We start from the raw sequence: 23,408 nt of genomic DNA, 5'->3' as shown, positions 1-23,408 counted from the left end.
ATGGATCTATCCAAATTCGAAAGCATGGATACCATTATGCTGATGAGCATCGTTAACCTAAAACTTAGGGACGACTTTAACGGTGACTTAGGCGAGTTAGTAAAGTTCTTTGATATTGACCGTGTTGCTTTGGAAGCAAAGCTTGCCACAGCAGGCTTCGAGTTTTTAACCGAAGCGAAACAGTTTAGATAATAACCACCTGCAAAGCAGGTGGTTCCAGTTGCCTCTGCATAAGAGCCCTATTCTCGCGGTGTCCATAAGCCCACGGCTATTTTCGTAACAACGAGAGTCTGCATGATACTAGATCCCCACTTTCGTGAGGATGACAAGATTTTATAGCTTTGTAACTCGTATTTCTACTCAACAAGAATAAGCCGTCATTCCCGTGAAAAACGGAATGCTGTTCGGTTAGTTCTAAATACTTCGTCATTCCTGTGAAAACGGGAATCTGAATGGTATTAGATCCTCACTTTTATTAAGGTGATGGAGAATTTTCAACCGCTCATTCTAGGCTACATTACTTCATGTACGCTAAATCAAAAACACCTGATAATCTTTAAGTTCTGGAATCTTCTCGTGCAGCATTTTCTCTTCTTCCGCTACTTTTTCCAAGTCACCGCAGTACTGTTTCGCGTCTTTTTCTAATCCTTTTGAATCCGCCTTTAATTTAGTATTTAGGCTCGCTTGCAGCTCAATCAGTTTGTCCTTCAGTTCAGTCAGGTTTAACCCACCTTCTGCCTTCATTTCATCTGAAATTGCATTAAATGCACTGGAAAAAAATTCAGCATTAAATGTCTCTCTTGCCGCGGCGAGATCTTCTTTCCACGTCGAGACAGCATCGCTAAAAGCCGCCTCTTGAAGCACAAATTGCTCATCATTCTTGTAGCGTTGCTCCACCCCGTTAAAAAATTCTTCAAGTGCTTCTTTAACGCTATTGAATGCTTCTGAATTATTAAAACTAATCGCTATCTCATCTAAGGCGCTTTGCGCCAATACCAAACCATCTCGAGCGATATCTAACATCTTCGGAACGTACTTATTCATATGTTCACGATAGCTTTTCACCGCGTCTTCTTGCGCCTGACTCAAATCGAGCTTTTCGCCATTAATGAAAACGTTGTTATTTTCATCAATGAGTACTCTAGAAGTATCCTTCTGAATTATCTCTACTTGTTGCCCATCGAGATGAACCTCATTTTTGATATCAACGTTACACTGATTCGCCGCATGGGCACTGACACTAAAGCAGAGCATCAATCCAATTGTTAATTTATTCATCACGTCCTCGAATTCTCGTCATATCAACCCAATCATAGCAAGTCATAACCTTAGTTCGTCAATATTGGGTTAGATTATATGAATGATCTCATACCAAATCTGTTTTCCGGCTATATCTAAGTTAATCTCATCCCCCATCTGTTTACCTAGCATGGCGTTACCTAAAGGGGCTTTAGCGGTAATGAGCGCTACGTTTTTACTCTGACAATGAACCGTCACACCACCAGTACACGGTCCCATAAAAAAAAGAGAATGATTATCCTCTGCATCCACCAATTCAATCAATGCACCAATATTCACCTTTTCATCTTGATTAAACACCCTGACGGGCAAGCGCTTATATTGCTGAATATCCGATTCACACTCTTGTACCCTACGAGCTTGTCCATGCGCGAGATAAGCGGCCTCTAACGCCAATGTGTCGTATTTATTCTCGGGTACTGTCTCTTCATCCGTTGCGGCATCTATTGCCGTCTGGGTCGCACTCAAAGCGATTTGGTGTATTTTTTCTAACTGTTCAACAACGGTATTAATTAGTAAGTTTTTATCCACTATAGTTCCAAACTCAGTTGTTTCGTTTGCTCTTCTGGCTTTAGCATCACATTCAATCCGAGAAGCCGGATCTCTCTACCATTTTGACGTTGCAGAATATCATGCAGTAGTTCTTTAAAATATGCCAATTCTAGCTGATTATGGACGTGCTCAATGGTGGTTTGCTGAAAGTCAGCAAATTTCATTTTTATCCCTTGTTTTAAAATTTCGCCATTTGGTGTAGCTTTTAGTAAACGGGCCTCTAACTCAGGATAGAGTTTTTCTTCAATGATCTGCCAACACTGATCGTAACTTGAGATATTCTTAGAGAAGGTTCGTTCCACTCCTACCGATTTTCTTTCACGTTCAGTTTCAACTTGTCGTGTATCAATACCGTGGCTTTTTTTCCATAGTGAAGCCCCTAATCGACCAAATTTAAGCAACAAATCTCGGTAATCACTATTTTTTATATCTTCACATATATAAAAACCAGCTTGTTGTAGTTTTTCTAAACTCACCTTTCCGACACCGGGAATCTTCTCTAATGGCAGTTTATCGATCACATTTTGTACCTCCTCAGGAGGTATAACAAATTGACCGTTAGGTTTATTCATATCGGATGCTACTTTGGCTAAAAATTTGATAGGTGCAATGCCTGCGGATGCAGTGAGTTGCAACTCATCCCGAATGTCTTTACGTATTGCCTCCGCAATTAATGTCGCTGAACCATGAAGCATCTTACAATCGGTCACATCCAAAAAGGCTTCATCCAACGAAAGAGGTTCGATTTTTAATGTATATCTTTCAAGAATACGTCTTATCTGCTTAGATACGTCGCTGTAGACCTTCATTCTACCAGGCACCAATTGCAAATGAGGGCACAGCTTTAATGCCTGCCCGGTCGGCATAGCCGAACGTACCCCAAACTTCCTTGCCTCGTAATTACACGTACTAATAACGCCCCGTTGCTTTTCGTTTCCGCCAACCGCTAATGCAACATCTTTATATTCGGGAAAATCTCTCATTTCTACAGCTGCATAAAAGCAATCCATATCAACATGAATGATTTTTCTTAGTTTGTCAGGCGTTTCTAGCATCGTCGTTAGGATATAATTGGCTGTATAAAAAAACAGTATAACTTATAATTTCGCTGAAATTCGAGATAATGCCTATTAATATTGAGGGTTGTTACTCCCTTGGAGTTGTGGGTTATCCAATTCATCAACATATTTTGCCTAAACATATACATAGCACGGACTATTTATTCTATATTTAGACTAAGTAGATCAAAATACAAGGTTGGTACACTCATTGAATAACCGAATTCTCGTGGTTGAAGATAGTCGAAGTTTTAGAAACTATCTAAATAACCAAATAAGCCAAATCAATATGGAAGTGGTGTCGACCGAATCGCTAAAAGAAGCAAAAGCCATATTAGAAAATGACACTGATTTTTTGTGTGCTGTATTAGATTTCTGTTTACCAGATGGACCAGATGGTGAGGTAATCGATTTAGCCCTCTCCTATGATATGAAGGTAATTGTTGTCACAGGGCAATTTGATGAACAGTTGCGGGACGCCATGCTCGAAAAAGGGGTTATCGACTATATATTGAAGGATAGTTTCGCGTCTATTTCCTACCTACTACCCTTATTGACTCGACTAAACAGAAATAAATGCCACAAAGCATTGGTTGTTGACGATTCATTGACTGTGCGAAGGCATCTGGTTCAATTACTTGACCACCATTATATCCGTTCTGTACAGGCAGAGGACGGTGTAGAAGCACTAGAAATACTTAAAGGTGATCCAGAAATAACGTTAATCATCACCGACAATATCATGCCGGAAAAAGATGGTATTTCTATGACGAGAGAGATACGTCTAACTTATGATCGCAGCCAACTCGCGATACTTGGTATTTCCACTGCTGAGTCAAAAACTGTCACGGCACAGTTTCTAAAAGCGGGTGCCAATGATTATCTAAAAAAGCCGTTTAATCAGGAAGAATTCTATTGTCGAATACAGAACCTGTTAAACATGAAAGATATCAGCGACGATATGTTCAAAATGGCGAATCAAGATGCATTAACAGGTCTTTGGAACCGACGCTACTTATTCTCAAATGCTGATAACAACAAAGAGCAGCGTAATGTCGCGATGTTAGACATCGACTTTTTCAAAAGGATTAACGACAATTACGGGCATGAAGGGGGAGATCAAGCACTAGTGACTATCAGTCATATTATCGCGATTTATTTTAAAGAGGATCTAGCCGCACGATTTGGTGGCGAAGAATTCTGTATCGTTAATTACGGTGATTACGATGCTTTCGTTCAACGCTTGGACAGCATGCGACAGCGTATAGAAAAAACAGCGATAGCTTATAATGGAGAAGACATTAAGCTCACCATGAGTATCGGAGTCACAAGAGCAAAGAGAGACATTGATACCATGATTCGTATCGCAGATGAGAGATTATACACCGCAAAAGAATCCGGTAGAAACCGAGTTATCTCTGAGGACCTTAATTAGGAACAAAACCTCAAGAGGTGACTCTTGAGGTTTTAAACTATTAAAGCAGTCTGTTCTGTTCCCATTCCGCCATTTTGACTGCACGTGCAGCCTCTTTGGCTTCACGACGCTTACGTGCATCGCAAGGCTCCGGGCAGTTACACACTTTGTCTATCCCTACAGAATCTAAACCACCACAGCTTCCTGCTACCGCTTTCTTTTGGAATATGTAACCGACAGCCATAGAGGCTATAACGGCTAAGAAAACACCAAACGTTACTAGAAAAGTTCCCATAGAATCACCCTATTGTTCGTTCTTTATTTCTTTAAATATTGAGCAAAAGCATCAGAGTAAACTTCTTTAAAGCCATCATCTGTCTTTACTACCATAAATACCGCGAGACCATTCTTATTCGCGACGTCAATTCCTACGTCTTCACCCAACACCATCAGACCAGTGGCTAGGCCATCAGCCGTCATGCTTGAAGCATGCAGAGCGGTGACAGAAACGACTTTGTGGTCAATTGGTTTACCCGTTTCTGGGTTGATAATATGAGAGTAGCGTATACCATCACGTTCAAAATAATTCCGATAGTCACCCGACGTTGCAACCGCCATGTCTCCTGGTGAGATAATCTCTTGTACGGCTCTTTCGTCGACATCCGGTTTTTCTATCGCAATTCTCCAAGCCACATTCTCACGATTTTTACCTTTAAGACGCATCTCTCCACCGATTTCCACCATGTAGTTTTGAACGCCTTGCTGCTCGATGTAATTGGCAACAACATCGACCCCCCAACCTTTTGCAATCGTTGATAAATCGACATAAAGGTCAGGGATATCTTTCGTGAGGCTGTTCCCTTCTAATGTTAAATGTTCAATACCAACATTTGCTCTACGTTCGGCCAACTCTTCATTTGTTGGTACCACTTCAGGCCTCGCTTCTGGGCCAAAACCCCAAAGGTTAACTAGAGGGCCGACCGTGACATCTAATGCACCTAATGTAAGGCGATTCAGCCTGATTGCTTCTCTTGTTACTTGCGCTGTATCCGGTGAAACAGTAAAGGGCTCAGACCCTTTATACTGATTAAATTGACTCAACTCCGAAGTTTTACGATAGGTCGACATCTGGTCGTTTACCTGTTCGAGTAGCCTATCGACTTCAGACTGTAATTTTTCTGACGATGGAATACCATCACCATTGATAAACTTAACATTGTAAGTCGTACCCATAGTTGGACCAGTAAGATGAGTTTGCTCTCGCGTCTCACTACAACCAACTAATAGAGATATAGAACAGATGAACAATAGAAAAACTTTCATCTGACTAACCATTATTGAAGAACTAAGCGTCATTACGCTTTCCTATTCTACTGTTTAATTAAGATATCTACTTCACCGAATTGTTGTTCAGATGAAATAGGGTCGATTTCGACAGAGCGAATACAAAAATAAAAATTGGCATATGTCTAAGTAAAAATAGAGGCCGCGCGCAGATTGTGGAATCGTACGTTTTTTATTTACTCTGTATTGTGTATCTAATCACCACAGAAAAACAAATGGCCGACTCATTAGAGTCAGCCATCAATTTATCGCTAAGTTACTAAAACTTAACCACCGAAGTCATCGAGTAAGATATTTTCATCTTCTACACCGAGGTCTTTCAGCATACCGATAACGGCTGCGTTCATCATTGGTGGACCACACATGTAGTATTCACAATCTTCTGGTGCGTCATGATCTTTCAAGTAGTTTTCATAAATCACGTTGTGAATAAAACCAGTGTAACCATCCCAATTATCTTCTGCCAACGGATCAGAAAGGGCTACATGCCACTCAAAGTTCTCATTATCAGCAGCCAGCTTATCGAAATCTTCAATATAGAACATTTCACGCTTAGAACGTGCACCATACCAGTAAGTCATCTTACGCTTAGATTGCAGGCGTAATAGCTGATCAAAAATATGAGAACGCATTGGAGCCATACCAGCACCACCACCGATAAAGACCATTTCATTGTCCGTTTCTTTAGCGAAGAACTCACCAAATGGACCAGAAATAGTACATGTATCACCGGCTTTCAAAGACCAAATATACGAAGACATAATGCCCGGTGGTACATTCGGATTATTCGGCGGCGGAGTAGCGATACGTACGTTAAGCTTAATCAAGCCTTCCTCTTCTGGGTATGATGCCATAGAGTATGCACGGATCGAATGCTCTTTTACGATAGACTCATAACGGAACAAATTGAACTTGTCCCAGTCTCCACGATATTCATCAGGAACATCGAAATCAGAGTATTTGATGTGATGAGCTTCAGCTTCAATTTGAATGTACCCACCAGCTCGGAACGGTACTTCTTCACCCTCAGGGATCCTAAGTACAAGTTCTTTAATAAAGGTCGCTTCGTTGTCATTAGAAAGAACTTCACATTCCCACTTCTTGACGCCAAAGATCTCTTCAGGCAGTTCGATATCCATGTCATTCTTAATCGCAACCTGACAAGCCAAACGCTCACCTTCACGCGCTTCGCCCTTAGTGATGTGGTCAAGTTCTGTAGGTAGAATATCACCACCACCAGATTTCACCTTCACACGACACTGGCCGCATGAACCACCACCGCCACAAGCGGAAGATACAAATATACCACTACCAGCCATAGCGCTGAGAAGTTTATCACCTGGAGAAGTAATGAAACTTTTTTCAGGATCGCCATTGACAGTAATTGTAACGTCACCTGATGGTACGAGCTTCGATTTAGCCATTAAAATGATTAAAACGAGTGCCAGTACGATCACGGTAAACATCACTACACCAAGAATAATGCTTTGCATTTACTATTCCTTATTTATTGTGTCGTTTACCCGACTTACAGTTGAACACCAGAGAAAGACATAAAGCCTAACGCCATCAATCCAGTAGTGATAAAAGTGATACCCAGTCCACGAAGGCCTGGAGGCACGTCTGAATATTTCATTTTCTCACGAATACCTGCTAATGCCACAATGGCCAACATCCAACCAACACCAGCACCGAAGCCATACACGACCGATTCTGCAAAGTTGTAATCACGTTGAACCATGAATGACACACCACCAAATATTGCACAGTTCACTGTGATAAGTGGAAGGAAGATACCCAGAGCGTTGTACAAAGGAGGGAAGAAACGGTCTAACACCATCTCTAGAATCTGTACTAACGCTGCAATAACACCGATAAAAGTAATGAAATTAAGGAAACTTAAATCCACACCCGAAACCAGCGCGCTATCTTTTAGAACGAGGTTGTACAACAAGTTGTTCGCCGGTACCGCAATGGTAAGAACAACGATAACTGCTACACCTAAACCAAAAGATGTTTTAACTTTCTTAGATACCGCCAAGAAGGTACACATACCTAAGAAGAACGAAAGTGCTAAGTTCTCGATAAAGATCGAACGAACAAGCAAACTAATATAATGTTCCATTACGACCTTACTCCTTCGCTTCTATTTGTTCTGGTTTAATAATTCGGATAATCCAAATCATAAAGCCAATCAAGAAGAATGCCGATGGTGCTAGTAGCATCATGCCGTTTGGCTGATACCAACCACCTTCAGAAACCAGAGGAAGAACCTCCATTCCGAACAGTTTTCCTGAACCAAATAGTTCACGGAAGAAACCGACAGTGATAAGTACAAAACCATAACCCAAACCGTTACCAATACCATCTAAAAAAGAAGGAATCGGTTCTGATTTCATCGCATAAGCTTCAGCGCGTCCCATTACAATACAGTTCGTAATGATCAGACCAACAAATACCGAAAGCTGTTTAGATATATCATATAAATACGCTTTCAAGAATTGGTCTACCACGATTACCAATGATGCGATAATCGCCATCTGTACGATGATTCGTACACTGTTTGGAATGTGGTGACGGATAAGAGAAACGAAAAAGTTCGAGAATGCCGTAACAAAAATTACCGCTATTGTCATAACAAATGCTGTTTCAAGTTTGGTGGTTACTGCTAGTGCAGAACACACACCCAAAACCTGAAGGGCAATCGGGTTGTTATCTATGACCGGAGCGAAAAGATTTGATTTCATCTCTTTAACATCAATAGACATTAGTTCAGACCTCCATCACGTACTTTAGTTAGGAAAGGACCAAAGCCCATATCACCCAACCAGAAATCAAACGTATTTTGTACGCCATTCGCCGTCAATGTTGCACCTGAAAGACCATCAACACCGTGCTCACTGCCTGCTGGAGCGCCACCTTTAACAATCTTTATGGCTGGCTTATGGTTCTCATCAAACAGTTTCTTACCAACGAACTGGCTACGCCAGCGTGGATTTTCAATTTCACCACCAAGCCCAGGCGTTTCACCTTGCTCATAGTAAGTGAGACCAGAAACCGTGTTACCGTCTGTCTCGACAGCAATGAATGCATACATCATTGACCAAAGGCCGTTGCCGTGGATAGGTAAAATGACTTTAGATACGTCGTTTCCATCTTTAACAAGATAAACAAGGCCAGTGTTGGCACGACGAATGATCTTCGCCTCATCTTGCTCACCCGTTAATTTCACTGACTGCTTCGAGTTTTTAGCCGCTTGACGTTGGTCGTATGCATACGCATCACCTTCGACAAAGTTACCAGAATCAAAATCAACTAAGCGTGGCTCAATATACTGAGTAAATAGCTCTGTAATTGAACCTTCTTTATTTTCAAGTCCAGCTACCGCTACGATGTTTTTCTGTTTATCAAGAACAGCATTTGCTTGTTGTTTGTCGCGTAAGAATACCGCAGCAGAAGAAACAACTACTGAGCACACCAAACTTATTGCGATGACAACAAACAGCGTTTTCTTAATGCTATCGTTTTTACTTGCCATAGCGTGCTTGCCTCCGCTTAACGTTTTTCTCGATGACAAAATAATCGAAAAGTGGTGCAAACAAGTTAGCAAATAGAATCGCCAGCATCATACCTTCTGGGTACGCTGGGTTGACTACTCGAACAAGCACACACATCAAACCGATAAGAATGCCGTAAGCCCATTTACCTTTATCGGTAAACGAAGCTGAAACTGGGTCTGTCGCCATGAAGAACATACCAAATGCAAAGCCACCAAGTACTAGGTGCCAGTGCCAAGGCATTGCAAACATTGCGTTTGTATCAGATCCAATTACGTTAAATAGGAATGAAGTCGCTATCATACCGATCATTACACCGGCAATGATACGCCATGAGGCAATACCCATATACACAATCAATGCAGCGCCTAGCATTAATGCTAGCGTTGAAACCTCACCGATAGAACCTGGAATATTCCCTAAGAATGCGTTCATCCAAGAGATAGGTTCGCCAGTTACATTATGTATAAGTGCACCAGAACCACCATGAGCCCATTGGCTTAGCGCCGTCGCACCAGAAAAACCATCCGCAGCAGTCCAAACCGCATCACCTGAAATTTGAGCAGGGTAAGCGAAGAATAGGAAAGCACGACCAGCCAGTGCAGGGTTAAGGAAGTTACGACCCGTACCACCAAAAATCTCTTTAGCAACAACAACACCAAAAGTAATACCTAGTGCCGCTTGCCAAAGTGGAAGCGTCGGCGGAACAATCAGAGCAAACAAAATAGAAGTGACAAAGAACCCTTCATTTACTTCATGTTTACGAACGATACAGAAAAGTACTTCCCAAAAACCACCTACGGCGAAGACTATGCCATAAATAGGTAAGAAGTATGACGCACCAAGAAGCATCTTAGTACCCCACCCCGCATCAGCTCCAAGGCTGCCGGCGATGGCTTCTGTCAACCAGTAGTGCCAGTTTCCAGATATTACTTCTGCAAGTTGAGCACCTTCGTACATATGGTTTAGGGCAACAATCGCTTGATGACCAGAGTTATACATTCCCCAGAACATAGCGGGGAATACAGCAAACCACACCATGATCATGATACGTTTCAAATCAACGCTATCACGGACGTGAGAACTACGTTGAGTTACCGTACCTGGAGTATAGAAAAGTGTAGCGGTCGCTTCGTAAAGCGGATACCACTTTTCGTATTTACCGCCCGCTTCAAAATACGGTTCGATATCCTCAATTATCTTTTTAAGCATGGATTACCCTTCCTTCACTATTGTATCTAGGCAATCGCGAAGCATTTCGCCAAACTCATATTTGCCAGGACATACATAGGTGCACAATGCCAAATCTTCTTCATCTAACTCTAGACAACCTAGACGTTGTGCACTGTCTGTGTCTCCAGCACATAGATCACGAAGCAGCAAAGTTGGTTCCATATCAAGAGGCATCACTTTTTCGTAATTACCAATCGGGACCATTGCACGTTCACCACCATTCAGAGACGTAGTCATATTAAATAACTGGCCCGTGAATAGATGACTTAAGAAAGATCGGGTTACCGAGAATTTATTTTTGCCAGGCATTGCCCAACCAAAAAATTCTTTATCACGGCCTTCACGTAATACTGATATCTGTGTGTGATAGCGACCAAGGTAGGCATGAGGGCCAGCAGCTTGAACACCAGTCAAAACAGAACCAGAAATAACACGCACTTCTCCAGGCATTAACTCGTTGTCAACAATATCGTCTATACATGCACCCATATGAGTGCGTACAAGACGAGGGTTAGTAACAACAGGACCACCTAAAGAGACCACGCGGTCAGTGTAGATTTCACCAGTTAGGAACAGTTTACCGAAAGCGATAACATCTTGATAATTGATACTCCAAGCCACATTTTCTGCATTTACAGGATACAGATAATGCATATGTGTACCGACTAAGCCAGCTGGGTGAGGCCCATCAAACACATGCTCTTCAACGTTAGGCTGCTCACTGCGAGGAAGGCTAGTGCCTTTCTTACAAACAAACACCTTACCATCAGATAAATTTGCTAACAGATCAAGACCTGCAACAAATGCTTCGGATTGCTCTTTGATAATCACTTCAGGCTCGGCAGCCAGTGGATTGGAATCCATTGCTGTAACGAAAATTGCCTTGGTGTTTGAATCAACAGCAGGGACCTTGCTGAACGGACGAGTACGCAATGCAGTCCACATTCCAGAGTCAATTAGCTGCTTCTTAACTATTTCACGGTCAAGGGTTGCCAATGCTTTGGAATCAAAGCTATCAAATGTAATTTGCTCATCACCTGCAACTTCAATCACAACAGATTGAAGCACACGTTTTGCGCCACGGTTTACTTCGATAACTTTACCACTTGCAGGAGAGGTAAATAGAACGCCTAGATTCTTTTTATCTTCAAAAAGAACTTGGCCTTTCTTTACTTCATCTCCAACGCGAGTATACATCGTAGGACGCATACCAACGTACTCTTCGCCTAGCAAGGCGACTTTTTTGATGGATTTACCATCATTAATCACCTGGGCAGGAGCTCCCGAGATCGGAAGGTCTAGACCCTTTTTTATTGTAATCATACGCACTTGCACTATTTTATCGGGAAAAAGATTCTGTTTTGCGTGACATCTACACACGACATGTTTGTGTCATTTCCCGACCGCTCACATGGGTCGAGATTGCAATATTCTATTAATTAACCCTTCATAATACTTACAGAGAGGGTTATTAGGCTCGACAGTTTAGCATTTTTTCAAGACATGGCGCCATGGTCTAAGGCACCAATGACTGTGATTTTTTTTCACCTTACGGCTCAGACATCGATCAAATATCAATAAGTTTGAACTTAAGCACGGTTGTTAAAATTTTCAGCAACAGATCATAGCGTCAATGTTTGATTCTGATCCATTTACTTAACATTTGGCATGAGTAAGCATTCTGCGCTTGATTAAAGCTCTAATTTGTCTGTCTAAATTCTAGGTCGTTTATCTCAATAACGTGCACTGTCTTAGCACTAAGTTATTTTTTGTTTCCGCCTAAACAATCTGGCGTTTTTGGAACCAATCCACTTTCTATCAGCCATTCAGATTCTGTATAGGTGTGAATAGATAACGCATGTAATCCATCTTGCAGCTCTTCGGCAAGGAGTTGGTTTATCTTGCGATGCCTTGCTATCAGACGCAGCCCATCAAATTCATCACTAACCACAATGACTTTAAAATGACTTTCGGACCCTGCGGGAACATTATGCATATAACTTTCATTGACGACTTGCAGATGTTTTGGGGAAAAGGCGTTATGCAATTTTTTTTCGATAATTTCTTGACGCATAATCTGGTCTCTAATTTTTATTGGATTAACCGCCCTGCAAGGGCGAATATGATACTTGTCTCCAGGATAGACATTAATACCTAATAGGGGTTATATCATGGCGTTAACATCACAAAAAAACGAATAACCTTGATGGTGTACGCTAACAATAGCAACTTACTCTACCATCTGCGATAATCTTCACTCTTTTCATTTAACCAGACAGCCTGCAACACTATGAGCGAAGCGAATACTCACCTTTCTATATTACAAAGAGATCTGTCTCTTTTCCGTTTTCCCAAACGATCAAACGAACCATTACAAGCTTGGGATGCGGGGGACGAATACTTAATCAATCATGTTGAAGGGTTAAATTTAACAGATGGTCTCAACGTTCTCATTTTAAATGATAATTTTGGTGCTCTTTCTTGCTGGTTTTCAGAAAAACACAATGTCACGATGATGAGCGACTCTTATATTGCTCATCAAGGTGCTTTACGAAATATTGACGTCAATAAAAACCCGCCTATTCAATGTATTGATGCTCTAAGTAATATTCCAAAAAACATTGACTTAGTGTTATTACAGATACCTAAGAACAACCGCTTACTCACGTGGCAGTTATACCAACTTAGGACTCAGTTAACGAAAAATTGTCCCGTAATTGCTGTAAATAAAGCGAAGGATATTCATTCCTCAACGCTTAAGTTGTTTGAGAAGTATCTTGGTACAACGACAACTTCACTTGCAAAGAAAAAACATAGGTTGGTATTTAGTCAACCAAACAGTCAACAAACTCAACTCGTCGAGTCAATTACCGAGTGGCCCGTTGACGATGAATCATTTTCACTTAAGAACTACCCAAACACCTATTCTGGTGAAAGTCTAGATCTCGGTGCTCGACTGATGCTTAAGCATCTGCCAAGTGACCTAACGTTGAAGCATATTATTGACCTTGGTTGCGGTAATGGTGTGCTGTCGGTTAAAGCCGCTCAGTTAAACCCACAGGCCAAAATAACCTGTGTGGATGAAAGCTATATGGCTTTAGCGTCGGCAAAACTCAATTTAGAGTGCGCCATTGATCAACCAGACCAGTTTCAATTTATTGCTAATAATTGTCTAGATGGATTTCGTCCAGAAAGTGCCGATTTAGTTATCTGTAATCCTCCATTCCATCAAAACAACGCAATAACCGATCACATTGCTTGGCAGATGTTCTGTGATGCAAAGCAAGTTCTAGGTAGCAATGGAAAACTAATAGTTATTGGTAACCGCCACCTAGGCTACGATGATAAACTAGTGAGACTGTTTACTCGGTCACAAGTCAAACAAATAGCAAGCAATAATAAATTTGTTATTTTACAAGCGACTAAGTAATTACTTATGATTGTAAAATTCAAATTTTTGCAATATTTATTGCATAGACATTAAAAGGACATTATTCATGAAAAAACTGTTAATTGCAGCATCCATATTATTATTGGCTGCTTGTTCTTCTTCCCCAAAGGAGCCTCAGGTTAATTTTATTCCGCAAACAACAACAAGCCAAAATAAATCCGTTGATAATCTGATGTTTTCGCTAGATAGCAAAGATGTGCGTTCAGCGCAATATGTTGCGCTTATCGATAGTGGCCGCAATAACATCCAACCTGTTCACGCAAAACAGAACATCAGAATCACATTAGAGTCTGCCCTTCAGGATCAACTTCAATCTCAGGGCTTCAGAACGTCAGTTAACAGTGAAAACAACGTTACACTTGAAATTCAGCAGCTGTTAGTAAATGTACAACACAGTATTATGTCCAATGAAATGGATGCCAAAATCACGCTGCAAATAACCGCAGAAACACCGGCTGGAAAGTTAGTAAAAATATTTAATGGTTCTGCAAGCAAAACGGGAACTTTTAGCGCCTCTGATTCTCAAATTGAACAGATTGTAAATGATGTCACGAGCTTGGTGTTGGCCGAAATAGCAAATGATGCTGAACTTAATAACTATATGAAGGAGCGCTTTTAATGCGTAATCTGTTTATCTCTCTACTCTGTCTTTTTAGTGCCTCTGTAATGGCGGCTCCAAATGTTAACGTTGAAACGTCTATCGGTAACTTTACCATCGAACTCGACTCGAAAAACGCACCTATTACAACTGAAAACTTCCTCAAGTATGTCGAAGATGGCAGTTATGAAGGCACGGTATTCCATCGTATTATTCGTGGATTTATGGCTCAAGGTGGGGGTTTTGATACCGATATGAACCAAATCACAGCCTATGCTCCAATTAAGAATGAAGCGAATAACGGCCTAAAAAACAAGAAAACAACGATTGCTATGGCTAGAACCTCAGATCCTGATTCTGCTACTCGCCAATTCTTTATCAACTATGCTGACAACGATTTTCTAGATGCTTCAGAGAAGGGTGCTGGTTATGCCGTATTTGGCAAGGTAACGAAAGGTTTTGATACCATTGAGAAAATGGCAACGCAACAAACCGCGTCTATCGGTAGCTATCATGATGTTCCTGTTAAGGCTATCGTCATCACGAAAGTAACCATACAAAAGTAACCTCATCTAATAAAGAGTCGAACACTGTCGACTCTTTTTAGATCCTCCCCTTTTCCATTCTATTCATTTACAAGGAATGTTGGATGACAAATCAAATGACTTGGACTGAGACACTTAAAAGCTACCTCGATAAACGGCTCTTATGGGTGATGATGTTAGGTTGCTCTAGTGGTTTTCCGTGGGTGTTGATTGGTTCCAACATGTCTGGTTGGCTCAAAGATGCAGGCTTAACTCGTGCCGCTATCGGCTATTTTGGCTCTGTGTTTGCGGTCTATGCTATTAACTTCTTGTGGGCACCGATTGTAGACAGAGTCAAACTCCCCGTATTGCATTCACTCTTGGGACAACGAAAAAGCTGGGTCTTTTTCTGCCAGTGCATCATTTTAATCTGCACACTCTTTATTGCTGGTGTAAACCCTGCCAATGACTTAATGCTGACCTCTATGCTCGCTCTAGGTATCGCTACGGCTTCCGCTACTCAAGATATTGCGATCGACGCATTTCGTATCGACACGTTCCCTAAATCTGAAGAGAATAAGCTGCCACAGGCTTCCGCAATGGCAGTCATCGGTTGGTGGACGGGATACTCATTACCTGGTTATCTCGCCTTCATCAACGCAGATAGCATTGGATGGAATGGCGTGTATTACGGTATGGCTTTCGTTATCGTCATTCTAATGGTCTTCACTTTGCTCGTCGGAGAACCTAAAACGAAACGTGAAGAGCTTCAGAACATTGCTCTTGAACGACACAACAAAATTGTCAAATCCCGTGTCGCAGCGTGGATCAGTGTAACTGTCGTAGAACCATTCCTAGATTTTTTCAAACGAAATGGAGTGCAAGTCGCATTGACTCTCCTCTTGTTTGTTTTTCTCTTTAAAATTGGTGAAGCATTCTTGGGAAGAATGTCGATAACCTTTTACAAAGAGGTTGGCTTTAGTAATGAGCAGATTGGGCAATACTCCAAACTTATCGGTTGGTGGGTAACCATATTCTTTACACTGGTCGGCAGTATGTTCAATGTTAAATTTGGCATTGTTCGAGGATTAATGATTGGTGGTATCGCCATGGCTTCAAGCAACTTAATGTTTGCTTGGATGGCCAGCGTAGGTCCAAATGAACACCTATTCTTGGCGACGATTATTGTAGACAACTTTACAACGGCTTTCTCTACTGTTGCGTTTGTCTCCTTCTTAACCATGTTAACCGGACAGGCCTTCTCAGCAACTCAATACGCACTTTTAGCGTCACTAGGTAACTTAGGTAGGACAACACTAGCCTCATTCAGCGGGGAGCTTGCAGACTACCTTAATGATTGGTCACTCTTCTTTATTATTACCGCTCTTATGGTCATTCCTAGCCTGATAATGCTTTACTCATTACGACATTATTTTAATGAATTACTGGAAAAAGCAAGATACCGTAAAGAGTAATCTATTCACTTAGTATTTGAAGGGCAACTGATAAGCAGTTGCCCTTTTTTATTGGCATCTGCTTTCTCATACCAATCTAAAAAATCGACGGCTCAGTAATATGAGTCTACTCACCATAGGTGCGAATAGCATCTATAGGAATTAAAAATCTATTTTTATTAACAACTTAACACCATCTAACTCAAAAATTACGTTTCATGTCAAAAAAGTGAACTTATTTGTTGTCACAATAAAAAATATAAGAACAATAAAAAATAGTAATAATCACATCAAATACGAATATCAAATACTCATTAGGCCAGTATATGCAAGGCTTAAGGAAAACTAATTAACTTTTACTGTTGATAGAGTGAAGGCAATCGAATAACTTTCGATACTATCAATAATGTGATTTATAGCTCATTTCAATGCAATAATAATGCAATAAAATATATACAGATAAAAGTTCCCCTATTTAGATCATTTATCAGACATTGATCACGAATAAAATTGTAATTTCTACATTACTTCACTTTTAATTGTGAAATATATCGCTATGATTCGCAACACTACGGAATTGAGCGGCCACGGATGCGGCTTATACAAACAATTAACTAAAGAGAGTTCCCCTATGCGCAAATCACTTATTGCTCTTGGTCTATTAGCTGCAACAGCAGCCGTACCTGCGCAAGCAGAGTACCTATACGGTTTTGGTAGCATGTACGCTGACTACCAAGTTTGGGACCAAGGTATTGGTAACGACGATGATAACTTTGGAAATGATATTGGTGATCGCAATCAAGCGGTTATCGGTATCGAAGGTGGAGCTGGATTTGATTGGGGTCAAATCTACGGTTTCTACGATTACGAAGGTGTGGATCGTTCAGGCGACGATCGCGGTGCCTCAACAAAAGGTACAATCCACTATAATCTAACTGACTCAGGCGTTAGTTTGTATGCGCAAGTATATAATACTGATACCGATGCAGGCTTCCATGAGCAAAACCGCGTAGTAGGTCTTGGATATACAGGACTGAATGGCGATGGATGGGGGGTAACATCTTTTGTTGGTGTACATCAACTAAATACTACAGGTAACTCTGGTAGCAATGGTGGTATGGCTGGTTGGGTTGGCTATTATAACACTGATATTGGTGGCCAAAACTTTACCTTCTCAACTTGGGGTGAATTCGAATTTGCTCGCAACGACGACTATTCAGACGTACAAAGTACAGATTTCGCTTCAGGCGTTGGCTCTGAAAGTTGGGGTCTAAATGGCTCGGTAAATGCGTTGTGGAACTTCCATGAAAACTGGTCTACTGGTGTACTTTATCGTTACACTGTAAACAAGCTAGCTCGTAAAGATTATCAAGATTTAATTATTTATCGTTTACAATATAACTTCTAATCTTAGATTTTATATATAAAAAGGCGCATTCAGCGCCTTTTTTATTTGGAATAATTTCCTACAATCGCTATCCTTAGATAACACTTCTTTTGGATTAAAACGCTTTGAATATCACTATACTAGGCGCAGGAGCGATAGGTTCTCTTTGGGCATGTCATCTAGCCAACGCTGGTCACAGCGTTTCAATATGGTCGCATAAGCCAGAAAAATCTGATGTCTCTATTACATTGGATGATAAAAATCCAAATCGATTCATCACCAACAGTGTATTACAACTCAAAAGTGCAGACGTTATTCTTGTCACCGTGAAAGCGTGGCAGGTAAAGGGATCCATATCTCCCTTACTTAGCCATTTGACGCAGGAAACAATTATTGTATTTATGCATAATGGCATGGGGGTGATAGAAGAGCTATCAACAACCATTGATAGACACCCTGTCGTACTTGCAACAACGACACACGGTGCTTTTAAACCAGACAGGCATAATGTCCATCATACAGGGTTAGGAAGCACAACCCTTGGTGGCTACAACCATTTAGGACACCAGTGTCAGTTCTTATCCGATGTGTTTGATCACGCCCTACCTAGTGCTCATTGGAGTGATTCAATCAATACCGCATTATGGAATAAGCTTGCTATTAGCTGTGTAATCAATCCATTAACCGCTACACATCAGTGTCTTAATGGCGATCTATTGCAAGAAAAGTTCTCTACTAATGTAGTGCAATTGGTCGGTGAAGTAAGCACAGTGATGAGGGCTGAAAATATAGAAGTATGCTCAGAAGCGCTGCTCAATACCGTGCATCAAGTTATCTCAGCGACCGCAAAAAATCACTCCTCGATGCAACAAGATATTCAATACAAAAGAGCAACAGAGATTGGCTACATTACTGGTTATCTATGTAAGGTCGCACAACGTCATGGGATTAATGTCCCCACCAATCAAGATTTGTATAGTAGAATTAGAACCATCGAACAGTCATGGAGTTAGTATGACTTATAAAATTTTAGTTCCTATCGCTCCTGGTACAGAAGAGATGGAAGCCATCACTATTATTGACATAATGAACCGTGCTGGATATCAAGTTACTGTTGCCAGTGCGGATTTTGAAGGTTCACTTTCAATGGAAGCTTCTCGTGGCGTGACGTTAACGGCCGATTGTAAACTCGTCGATATCGCCGATGAGGAATTTGACTTAATAGCGCTTCCCGGTGGCGTAGATGGCAGTGAGATATTTAGAGACAGCACTTTGCTCGTCGAAATGGTTAAGCAGCAAAAGTATGATGGACGATGGATGGCGGCAATCTGTGCTGCACCTGCACTTGTCTTACAAAGCCACCAGATATACCCAGAGGCGATCATGACTTGCCATCCTTCATTTCAAGATCATATTCCGAAAGAAAAGTGGCGGAATAAACGCGTAACAATTGACATTACAGACAAGCTTATAACCAGCCAAGGGCCTGGTTCTGCGCTGGAATTTGCAATGGAAATCATTATTCAATTATCAGGTAAAGCTCACGCTTGGTCCGTCGCTGAACCTATGGTGACCTTGCCAAACCTTCATTACAATATATTAGGTAAGCAATAATGTTTGATGCTTATCAGGTTCGTGAACAATTTCCCGCATTAACAAACCAAGATTCACTTGTTTACTTAGATAGTGCGGCAACGACACAAAAACCGACGATTGTCATCGACGCCATTAGGCACTATTACCAAAAGCAAAATGCGAATGTACATAGAGGTAGTCACCGTTTAACGGCAAATGCGACGTCAGAATTTGAAGCGGCGAGAAAAACGATCCAGACATTTATTCAAGCCGACTCGGAGAAAGAGATAATTTGGACTAGGGGGGCAACGGAAGCAATAAACCTCATTGCTCAAACCTACGCAAGAACCATTCTTCTTCCAGGCGATGAGATACTGGTCAGCGAAATGGAACATCACGCCAATATTGTTCCATGGCAGATCGTTGCACAACAGACCGGTGCAATAGTCGTAAAGGTTCCGATTAAAAAAGATTGTACATTCGACATGGAAGCCTTCAATCAATTGCTTTCTTCAAGAACAAAAATAGTCACTGTTGCACATATAAGTAACGTTACCTCGACTCGAAATCCAATCGAAGAAATCATCTCATTGACCCATGATGTAGGCGCTATTGCTGTTATTGATGGTGCTCAGGGCATAGTTCATGAAGACGTGGATGTGGCTCAGTTAAACGCCGATTTTTATCTGTTCTCAGGCCACAAACTTTACGCACCAACTGGCATCGGCGTACTATACGGAAAATTAGATTTGCTCACCATGATGCCGCCTTGGCATGGTGGTGGAAAGATGGTCGATAAGGTTTCATTTTCGGGTACGACTTACTCAGCATTACCGGGGAAATTTGAGGCTGGAACACCAAACATTGCCGGCGCTATTGCGCTAGCCGCCGCGATACGTTGGTTAGAAGGTTTTTCACGAAGCGAGGTAGAACATCATATTCATCAACTTCAAGAAAAAACATACAACGCGTTATGTGAAATAGAAGATATTCGCGTGATCGGTTTTCAACCACAAAGCTCGCTCATTAGCTTCATTATGGAAGGCGTTCACCACCAAGACATCGCAACGTTACTCGACCAACAAGGCATCGCTGTTCGTGCGGGTCATCATTGCGCTCATCCATTGATGGACGCGCTCGATGTAAAAGGAACGGTGCGTATTTCATTTGGTATCTACAACACGTTAGAGGATGTAGATAAACTGATTAAAGCGGTGAGAAAAGCCGTTGATATGCTTTAAAGAATCAGTGACTGATTAGTAATCCTGTTCGGTTAAGGTTATTTAAACCTATCATCCCGACGAAAATTGATCTATTTCCACGAAAACCAACGTCATCCCCATGAAAATGGGGATCTAAAATCACCAAGATTCCCGTTTTCACGGGAATGACGATGACTAGTTTTACTTAAATGATCGGTATTAGTGACTGGTTAACCTGTTCTTGTATGCTATCCACGATCGCTTTTAGGCCATTGCCTCTTGAGGGGCTCAAGTGTTGAATAAGACCCAGATCTTGGAAGTACCCTTCAACATCGAATGCCAAAACCTCATCCGTCGTGCTGCCATCAAATGCAGCCATCACTAAGGCAATCAAACCACGAACGATACGTGCATCGGAATCAGCACAGAAAAACCATTTTTCATCTCGTTGTTCTCCGAGTAGCCAAACAAGACTTTCGCAACCCGCAACCGTAATTTTCTCAGATTTCAGGTCGTCTGGCATTTTGGGCAAAATCTTACCCCATTGAATAACCTGACGATATTTTTCTTCCCAGCCTTTACAGCCTTGCATGGTGGCAATAATTTCACGTGGTGTTATGTCATTTGTAAATGGAGACGAAGGGAAGTTCATACAGTTCTCTATCCAGATTCTTTATAAAAATACGCTACTTCATGTGTTTCGCTAACAACTTTTCTACAATCTTTGACACCGCAACAAATCCAAACGTTGCCGTAACTACGGTGGCGGCACCGAACCCGGTCGCGCAGTCCATTCGTTTTGGCCCTTCAGCCGTCGATTTAGTAGAGCAGACGGTACCATCAACTTGAGGGTATTTTAGCTGCTCAGTCGAAAATACGCAGTCAATGCCAAACTTTCGCTGTGGATTTTTGCTGTAATTGTAGAATCTACGTAGATTTTCTTTTATCTTTTTAGCCAATGGATCTTGAATCGTTCTGGCGAGATCCGCTACTTGGATTTGAGTTGGATCGGTTTGTCCACCAGCGCCACCTATCGTGATAATCTTGATCTTATTACTTTTACAATATGCCAGCAGAGCCGTTTTGGGTTTTACACTATCGATAGCATCAAGAACATAATCATAGTCTTTCGAGATATGCTGTGACACATTATCAACGGTAATAAAGTCATCGATAAGATTCACTTTACAGTCAGGGTTGATCAACTCAACACGTTGCCCCATAACTTCTATCTTGCTTTGACCAACAGTAGAGGATACCGCATGAATCTGTCGATTAATGTTTGTCACGCAAACATCGTCCATATCAATCAGAGTCAATTCACCGACCCCTGTTCTTGCGAGAGCTTCTACCGCCCAAGAACCCACGCCACCAATTCCAACGACACAGACATGTGCTGCCCTTAAAATCTCTACTTCTTGGTTTCCGTATAAACGGCGAGTGCCACCAAATCGTTGGTCATAACGGTCAGAAGCAGGCGTATTGAGGTCACGCATAATTTGTATTCCAGAGCGAGATTGAAAAAGAAAGAGTGCGTTTTATACGCACTCTTATTAGAAATGTCTAGATCGAAGTTTACTGAAAAAATCTGACTGTTTCACTATTCTTTCGGGAAGCTTAATTCCAGATCGCTTGATGTTACCCAAGGTGACGATGTAGAGGTCTCTGTCAGTCCTAATTTCCATACCCGCCCAAAGTGTTTGTATTGACCTGCATCGGTTCCTGCTCTCGGTCCCATACCATGGTAAAGGTCGAGATGGTTTTGTTTAACCGCTCCACCTGTATCAAGGACAATAAGTAGCCGCAACGCATGCGCCCCGCTCCAGGTTCCATCAGCATTCAATAAAGGGACCTCAGCTAAAATAGGTGTCCCCATAGGAAACAGCTTTCTATCGCCGGCAACCGATGCCATAGGTAACAAAGGAATGCCTGCAGACCCTCTTACCTCAGAATCATTACGTGGTGAAAAGAAAACAAAGGATGGGTTCTGTTCAAGCAATTGTTGAACAGCTTGCTCATCATTACTCAACACCCAATCCTTTATTGCTTTCAAAGACATATCTTCTCGAGCTACATCACCAGATTCAATCAAAAGGCGGCCAATACTCACATACTCTTTATTATTTTTCCCCGCATAGCCGAAGTACTGTAGGCTGCCATCATCTTCATAATGAACAAAACCACTACCTTGCACCTCCATTATAAATGGATCAATCATATTGGCGGCATACCCCAACTCTAATCCGAGGCCTTCTAGCGCGCCGTTGTATATCTGAGTTCGTGTCGGACAATCTTCACTGCAATCAGGTAGGCCATAGACAGGGTATTTATAGGTTTCATCGATTTGATGTCGGAGCTCCATTACGGGAGAAAAATACCCCGTAAACAACACATTTCCTTTTTTATCACCACCACCTAACTGCGCAGTTTGAATGCCAAAATTGGCTAGTTCAGTCGGTTCACCGCTTTGTACTACCCATGTATTCAATTGCTCATAAAGTGCTTGATAGCGTTTCGCCATCGATGGTGAGTTATCGATAACTTGTTCAGCTTGCATCGAAAACTTGGAAAAATCTCTCGGCTTGTTCGAATCAATGGTGGTCACCTGATTCAAGTTCGCATCAAAAATATCACCGTTATATTGCTGTGCCAAACTCGTGGACTGACTGCAGCCAGCCAAAACTGAAAGGCAAGTAAGAGGGACAAATATCCTCTTATTTTTTAAAATTTTATAGCTTGATAACACTGGTAATATCCATA

The 23,408-nt window shown here is 41.6% G+C and carries 25 protein-coding genes; 10 read left to right on the top strand and 15 right to left on the bottom strand.

Annotated features, from left to right (window positions below):
* Nucleotides 1–192 carry a DUF4250 domain-containing protein gene (locus AACW90_RS20385; RefSeq protein ID WP_390238245.1) on the top strand — a complete coding sequence of 64 codons (192 nt, stop codon included), beginning with the start codon at nucleotides 1–3 and terminating at the stop codon, nucleotides 190–192.
* Between the two features lie 339 nt (nucleotides 193–531).
* Here AACW90_RS20385 and AACW90_RS20380 read toward each other — a convergent pair whose 3' ends face one another.
* From AACW90_RS20380 to dinB, 3 genes are all read right to left on the bottom strand, one after another.
* The gene (locus AACW90_RS20380) at nucleotides 532–1,278 is read right to left on the bottom strand and encodes a DUF2884 family protein (protein ID WP_390238243.1); all 747 of its coding nucleotides are present in this window, start codon (nucleotides 1,276–1,278) and stop codon (nucleotides 532–534) included.
* 69 nt (nucleotides 1,279–1,347) lie between these two features.
* The gene (locus AACW90_RS20375) at nucleotides 1,348–1,830 is read right to left on the bottom strand and encodes a GreA/GreB family elongation factor (protein ID WP_390238241.1); all 483 of its coding nucleotides are present in this window, start codon (nucleotides 1,828–1,830) and stop codon (nucleotides 1,348–1,350) included.
* On the bottom strand, nucleotides 1,830–2,906 hold the full coding sequence (dinB, locus tag AACW90_RS20370; protein ID WP_390238238.1) for a DNA polymerase IV: 1,077 nt from the start codon (nucleotides 2,904–2,906) through the stop codon (nucleotides 1,830–1,832). Before dinB ends, AACW90_RS20375 begins: the two co-directional genes overlap by 1 nt.
* 214 nt (nucleotides 2,907–3,120) lie before the next feature.
* Here dinB and AACW90_RS20365 point away from each other — a divergent pair, with 214 nt between their 5' ends.
* Nucleotides 3,121–4,344, top strand: coding sequence for a diguanylate cyclase (locus AACW90_RS20365; protein WP_390238235.1), 1,224 nt, complete (start codon nucleotides 3,121–3,123; stop codon nucleotides 4,342–4,344).
* Between the two features lie 40 nt (nucleotides 4,345–4,384).
* On the opposite strand, the gene nqrM is transcribed toward AACW90_RS20365, so the two are convergent.
* The 9 genes from nqrM to AACW90_RS20320 form a co-directional block, all read right to left on the bottom strand.
* On the bottom strand, nucleotides 4,385–4,618 hold the full coding sequence (gene nqrM / locus AACW90_RS20360) for a (Na+)-NQR maturation NqrM (protein ID WP_275134606.1): 234 nt from the start codon (nucleotides 4,616–4,618) through the stop codon (nucleotides 4,385–4,387).
* A gap of 23 nt (nucleotides 4,619–4,641) precedes the next feature.
* Complete coding sequence (locus tag AACW90_RS20355) at nucleotides 4,642–5,646, bottom strand: FAD:protein FMN transferase (RefSeq protein WP_390238337.1); 1,005 nt, start codon at nucleotides 5,644–5,646, stop codon at nucleotides 4,642–4,644.
* 287 nt (nucleotides 5,647–5,933) lie between these two features.
* Nucleotides 5,934–7,160 carry an NADH:ubiquinone reductase (Na(+)-transporting) subunit F gene (gene nqrF, locus AACW90_RS20350; protein ID WP_390238232.1) on the bottom strand — a complete coding sequence of 409 codons (1,227 nt, stop codon included), beginning with the start codon at nucleotides 7,158–7,160 and terminating at the stop codon, nucleotides 5,934–5,936.
* A 35-nt stretch (nucleotides 7,161–7,195) separates the two neighbouring features.
* Complete coding sequence (gene nqrE, locus AACW90_RS20345; RefSeq protein WP_195704112.1) at nucleotides 7,196–7,792, bottom strand: NADH:ubiquinone reductase (Na(+)-transporting) subunit E; 597 nt, start codon at nucleotides 7,790–7,792, stop codon at nucleotides 7,196–7,198.
* 7 nt (nucleotides 7,793–7,799) lie between these two features.
* Nucleotides 7,800–8,414: an NADH:ubiquinone reductase (Na(+)-transporting) subunit D gene (locus AACW90_RS20340; protein WP_390238336.1), complete on the bottom strand. Its 615-nt coding sequence runs from the start codon at nucleotides 8,412–8,414 to the stop codon at nucleotides 7,800–7,802.
* Between the two features lie 20 nt (nucleotides 8,415–8,434).
* Complete coding sequence (locus tag AACW90_RS20335; RefSeq protein WP_275134608.1) at nucleotides 8,435–9,205, bottom strand: Na(+)-translocating NADH-quinone reductase subunit C; 771 nt, start codon at nucleotides 9,203–9,205, stop codon at nucleotides 8,435–8,437.
* Nucleotides 9,195–10,436 carry an NADH:ubiquinone reductase (Na(+)-transporting) subunit B gene (locus AACW90_RS20330; protein ID WP_275134609.1) on the bottom strand — a complete coding sequence of 414 codons (1,242 nt, stop codon included), beginning with the start codon at nucleotides 10,434–10,436 and terminating at the stop codon, nucleotides 9,195–9,197. Before AACW90_RS20330 ends, AACW90_RS20335 begins: the two co-directional genes overlap by 11 nt.
* Before the next feature lie 3 nt (nucleotides 10,437–10,439).
* Nucleotides 10,440–11,780 (bottom strand): Na(+)-translocating NADH-quinone reductase subunit A, encoded by a 1,341-nt coding sequence (locus AACW90_RS20325; RefSeq protein WP_390238225.1) that lies wholly within the window; start codon nucleotides 11,778–11,780, stop codon nucleotides 10,440–10,442.
* A 439-nt stretch (nucleotides 11,781–12,219) separates the two neighbouring features.
* Entirely contained in the window at nucleotides 12,220–12,531 is a 312-nt protein-coding gene (locus tag AACW90_RS20320; RefSeq protein ID WP_275134611.1) for a BolA family protein, read from the bottom strand.
* 216 nt (nucleotides 12,532–12,747) lie between these two features.
* Between AACW90_RS20320 and AACW90_RS20315 the strand changes: the two genes are divergently transcribed.
* The 8 genes from AACW90_RS20315 (at nucleotide 12,748) to csdA (ending at nucleotide 20,687) form a co-directional block, all read left to right on the top strand.
* On the top strand, nucleotides 12,748–13,887 hold the full coding sequence (locus AACW90_RS20315) for a methyltransferase (protein WP_390238222.1): 1,140 nt from the start codon (nucleotides 12,748–12,750) through the stop codon (nucleotides 13,885–13,887).
* A 67-nt stretch (nucleotides 13,888–13,954) separates the two neighbouring features.
* Nucleotides 13,955–14,527 carry a YajG family lipoprotein gene (locus AACW90_RS20310; RefSeq protein ID WP_390238220.1) on the top strand — a complete coding sequence of 191 codons (573 nt, stop codon included), beginning with the start codon at nucleotides 13,955–13,957 and terminating at the stop codon, nucleotides 14,525–14,527.
* Nucleotides 14,527–15,072 (top strand): peptidylprolyl isomerase, encoded by a 546-nt coding sequence (locus AACW90_RS20305; protein WP_390238218.1) that lies wholly within the window; start codon nucleotides 14,527–14,529, stop codon nucleotides 15,070–15,072. Before AACW90_RS20310 ends, AACW90_RS20305 begins: the two co-directional genes overlap by 1 nt.
* Before the next feature lie 83 nt (nucleotides 15,073–15,155).
* Nucleotides 15,156–16,505, top strand: coding sequence for an AmpG family muropeptide MFS transporter (locus AACW90_RS20300; RefSeq protein ID WP_390238216.1), 1,350 nt, complete (start codon nucleotides 15,156–15,158; stop codon nucleotides 16,503–16,505).
* A gap of 610 nt (nucleotides 16,506–17,115) precedes the next feature.
* Nucleotides 17,116–17,892, top strand: coding sequence for an outer membrane protein OmpK (locus tag AACW90_RS20295; protein ID WP_390238214.1), 777 nt, complete (start codon nucleotides 17,116–17,118; stop codon nucleotides 17,890–17,892).
* 104 nt (nucleotides 17,893–17,996) lie between these two features.
* Nucleotides 17,997–18,884 (top strand): 2-dehydropantoate 2-reductase, encoded by an 888-nt coding sequence (gene panE / locus AACW90_RS20290; RefSeq protein WP_390238212.1) that lies wholly within the window; start codon nucleotides 17,997–17,999, stop codon nucleotides 18,882–18,884.
* Nucleotide 18,885: 1 nt separating this feature from the next.
* The gene (locus AACW90_RS20285; protein WP_390238210.1) at nucleotides 18,886–19,485 is read left to right on the top strand and encodes a DJ-1 family glyoxalase III; all 600 of its coding nucleotides are present in this window, start codon (nucleotides 18,886–18,888) and stop codon (nucleotides 19,483–19,485) included.
* A complete protein-coding gene (gene csdA / locus AACW90_RS20280) occupies nucleotides 19,485–20,687 on the top strand; it encodes a cysteine desulfurase CsdA (RefSeq protein WP_390238208.1) in 1,203 nt (400 codons plus the stop codon). Before AACW90_RS20285 ends, csdA begins: the two co-directional genes overlap by 1 nt.
* 166 nt (nucleotides 20,688–20,853) lie before the next feature.
* Here the strand turns inward: csdA and AACW90_RS20275 are convergent, their stop codons facing one another.
* The 3 genes from AACW90_RS20275 to mltA all read right to left on the bottom strand — a co-directional run bounded on the left by AACW90_RS20275 (nucleotide 20,854) and on the right by mltA (nucleotide 23,376).
* On the bottom strand, nucleotides 20,854–21,300 hold the full coding sequence (locus tag AACW90_RS20275; RefSeq protein WP_390238206.1) for a SufE family protein: 447 nt from the start codon (nucleotides 21,298–21,300) through the stop codon (nucleotides 20,854–20,856).
* Between the two features lie 34 nt (nucleotides 21,301–21,334).
* Entirely contained in the window at nucleotides 21,335–22,144 is an 810-nt protein-coding gene (tcdA, locus tag AACW90_RS20270) for a tRNA cyclic N6-threonylcarbamoyladenosine(37) synthase TcdA (protein ID WP_390238204.1), read from the bottom strand.
* A gap of 104 nt (nucleotides 22,145–22,248) precedes the next feature.
* Nucleotides 22,249–23,376, bottom strand: coding sequence for a murein transglycosylase A (gene mltA / locus AACW90_RS20265; RefSeq protein WP_390238333.1), 1,128 nt, complete (start codon nucleotides 23,374–23,376; stop codon nucleotides 22,249–22,251).
* Nucleotides 23,377–23,408: the final 32 nt, after the last annotated feature.

Origin of the sequence: Vibrio frigidus (assembly GCF_042465995.1) — a bacterium.
GTDB lineage: Bacteria > Pseudomonadota > Gammaproteobacteria > Enterobacterales > Vibrionaceae > Vibrio.
Note: the sequence above shows the minus strand (reverse complement) of the source record. Positions and strands in the feature narration are given on the sequence as shown.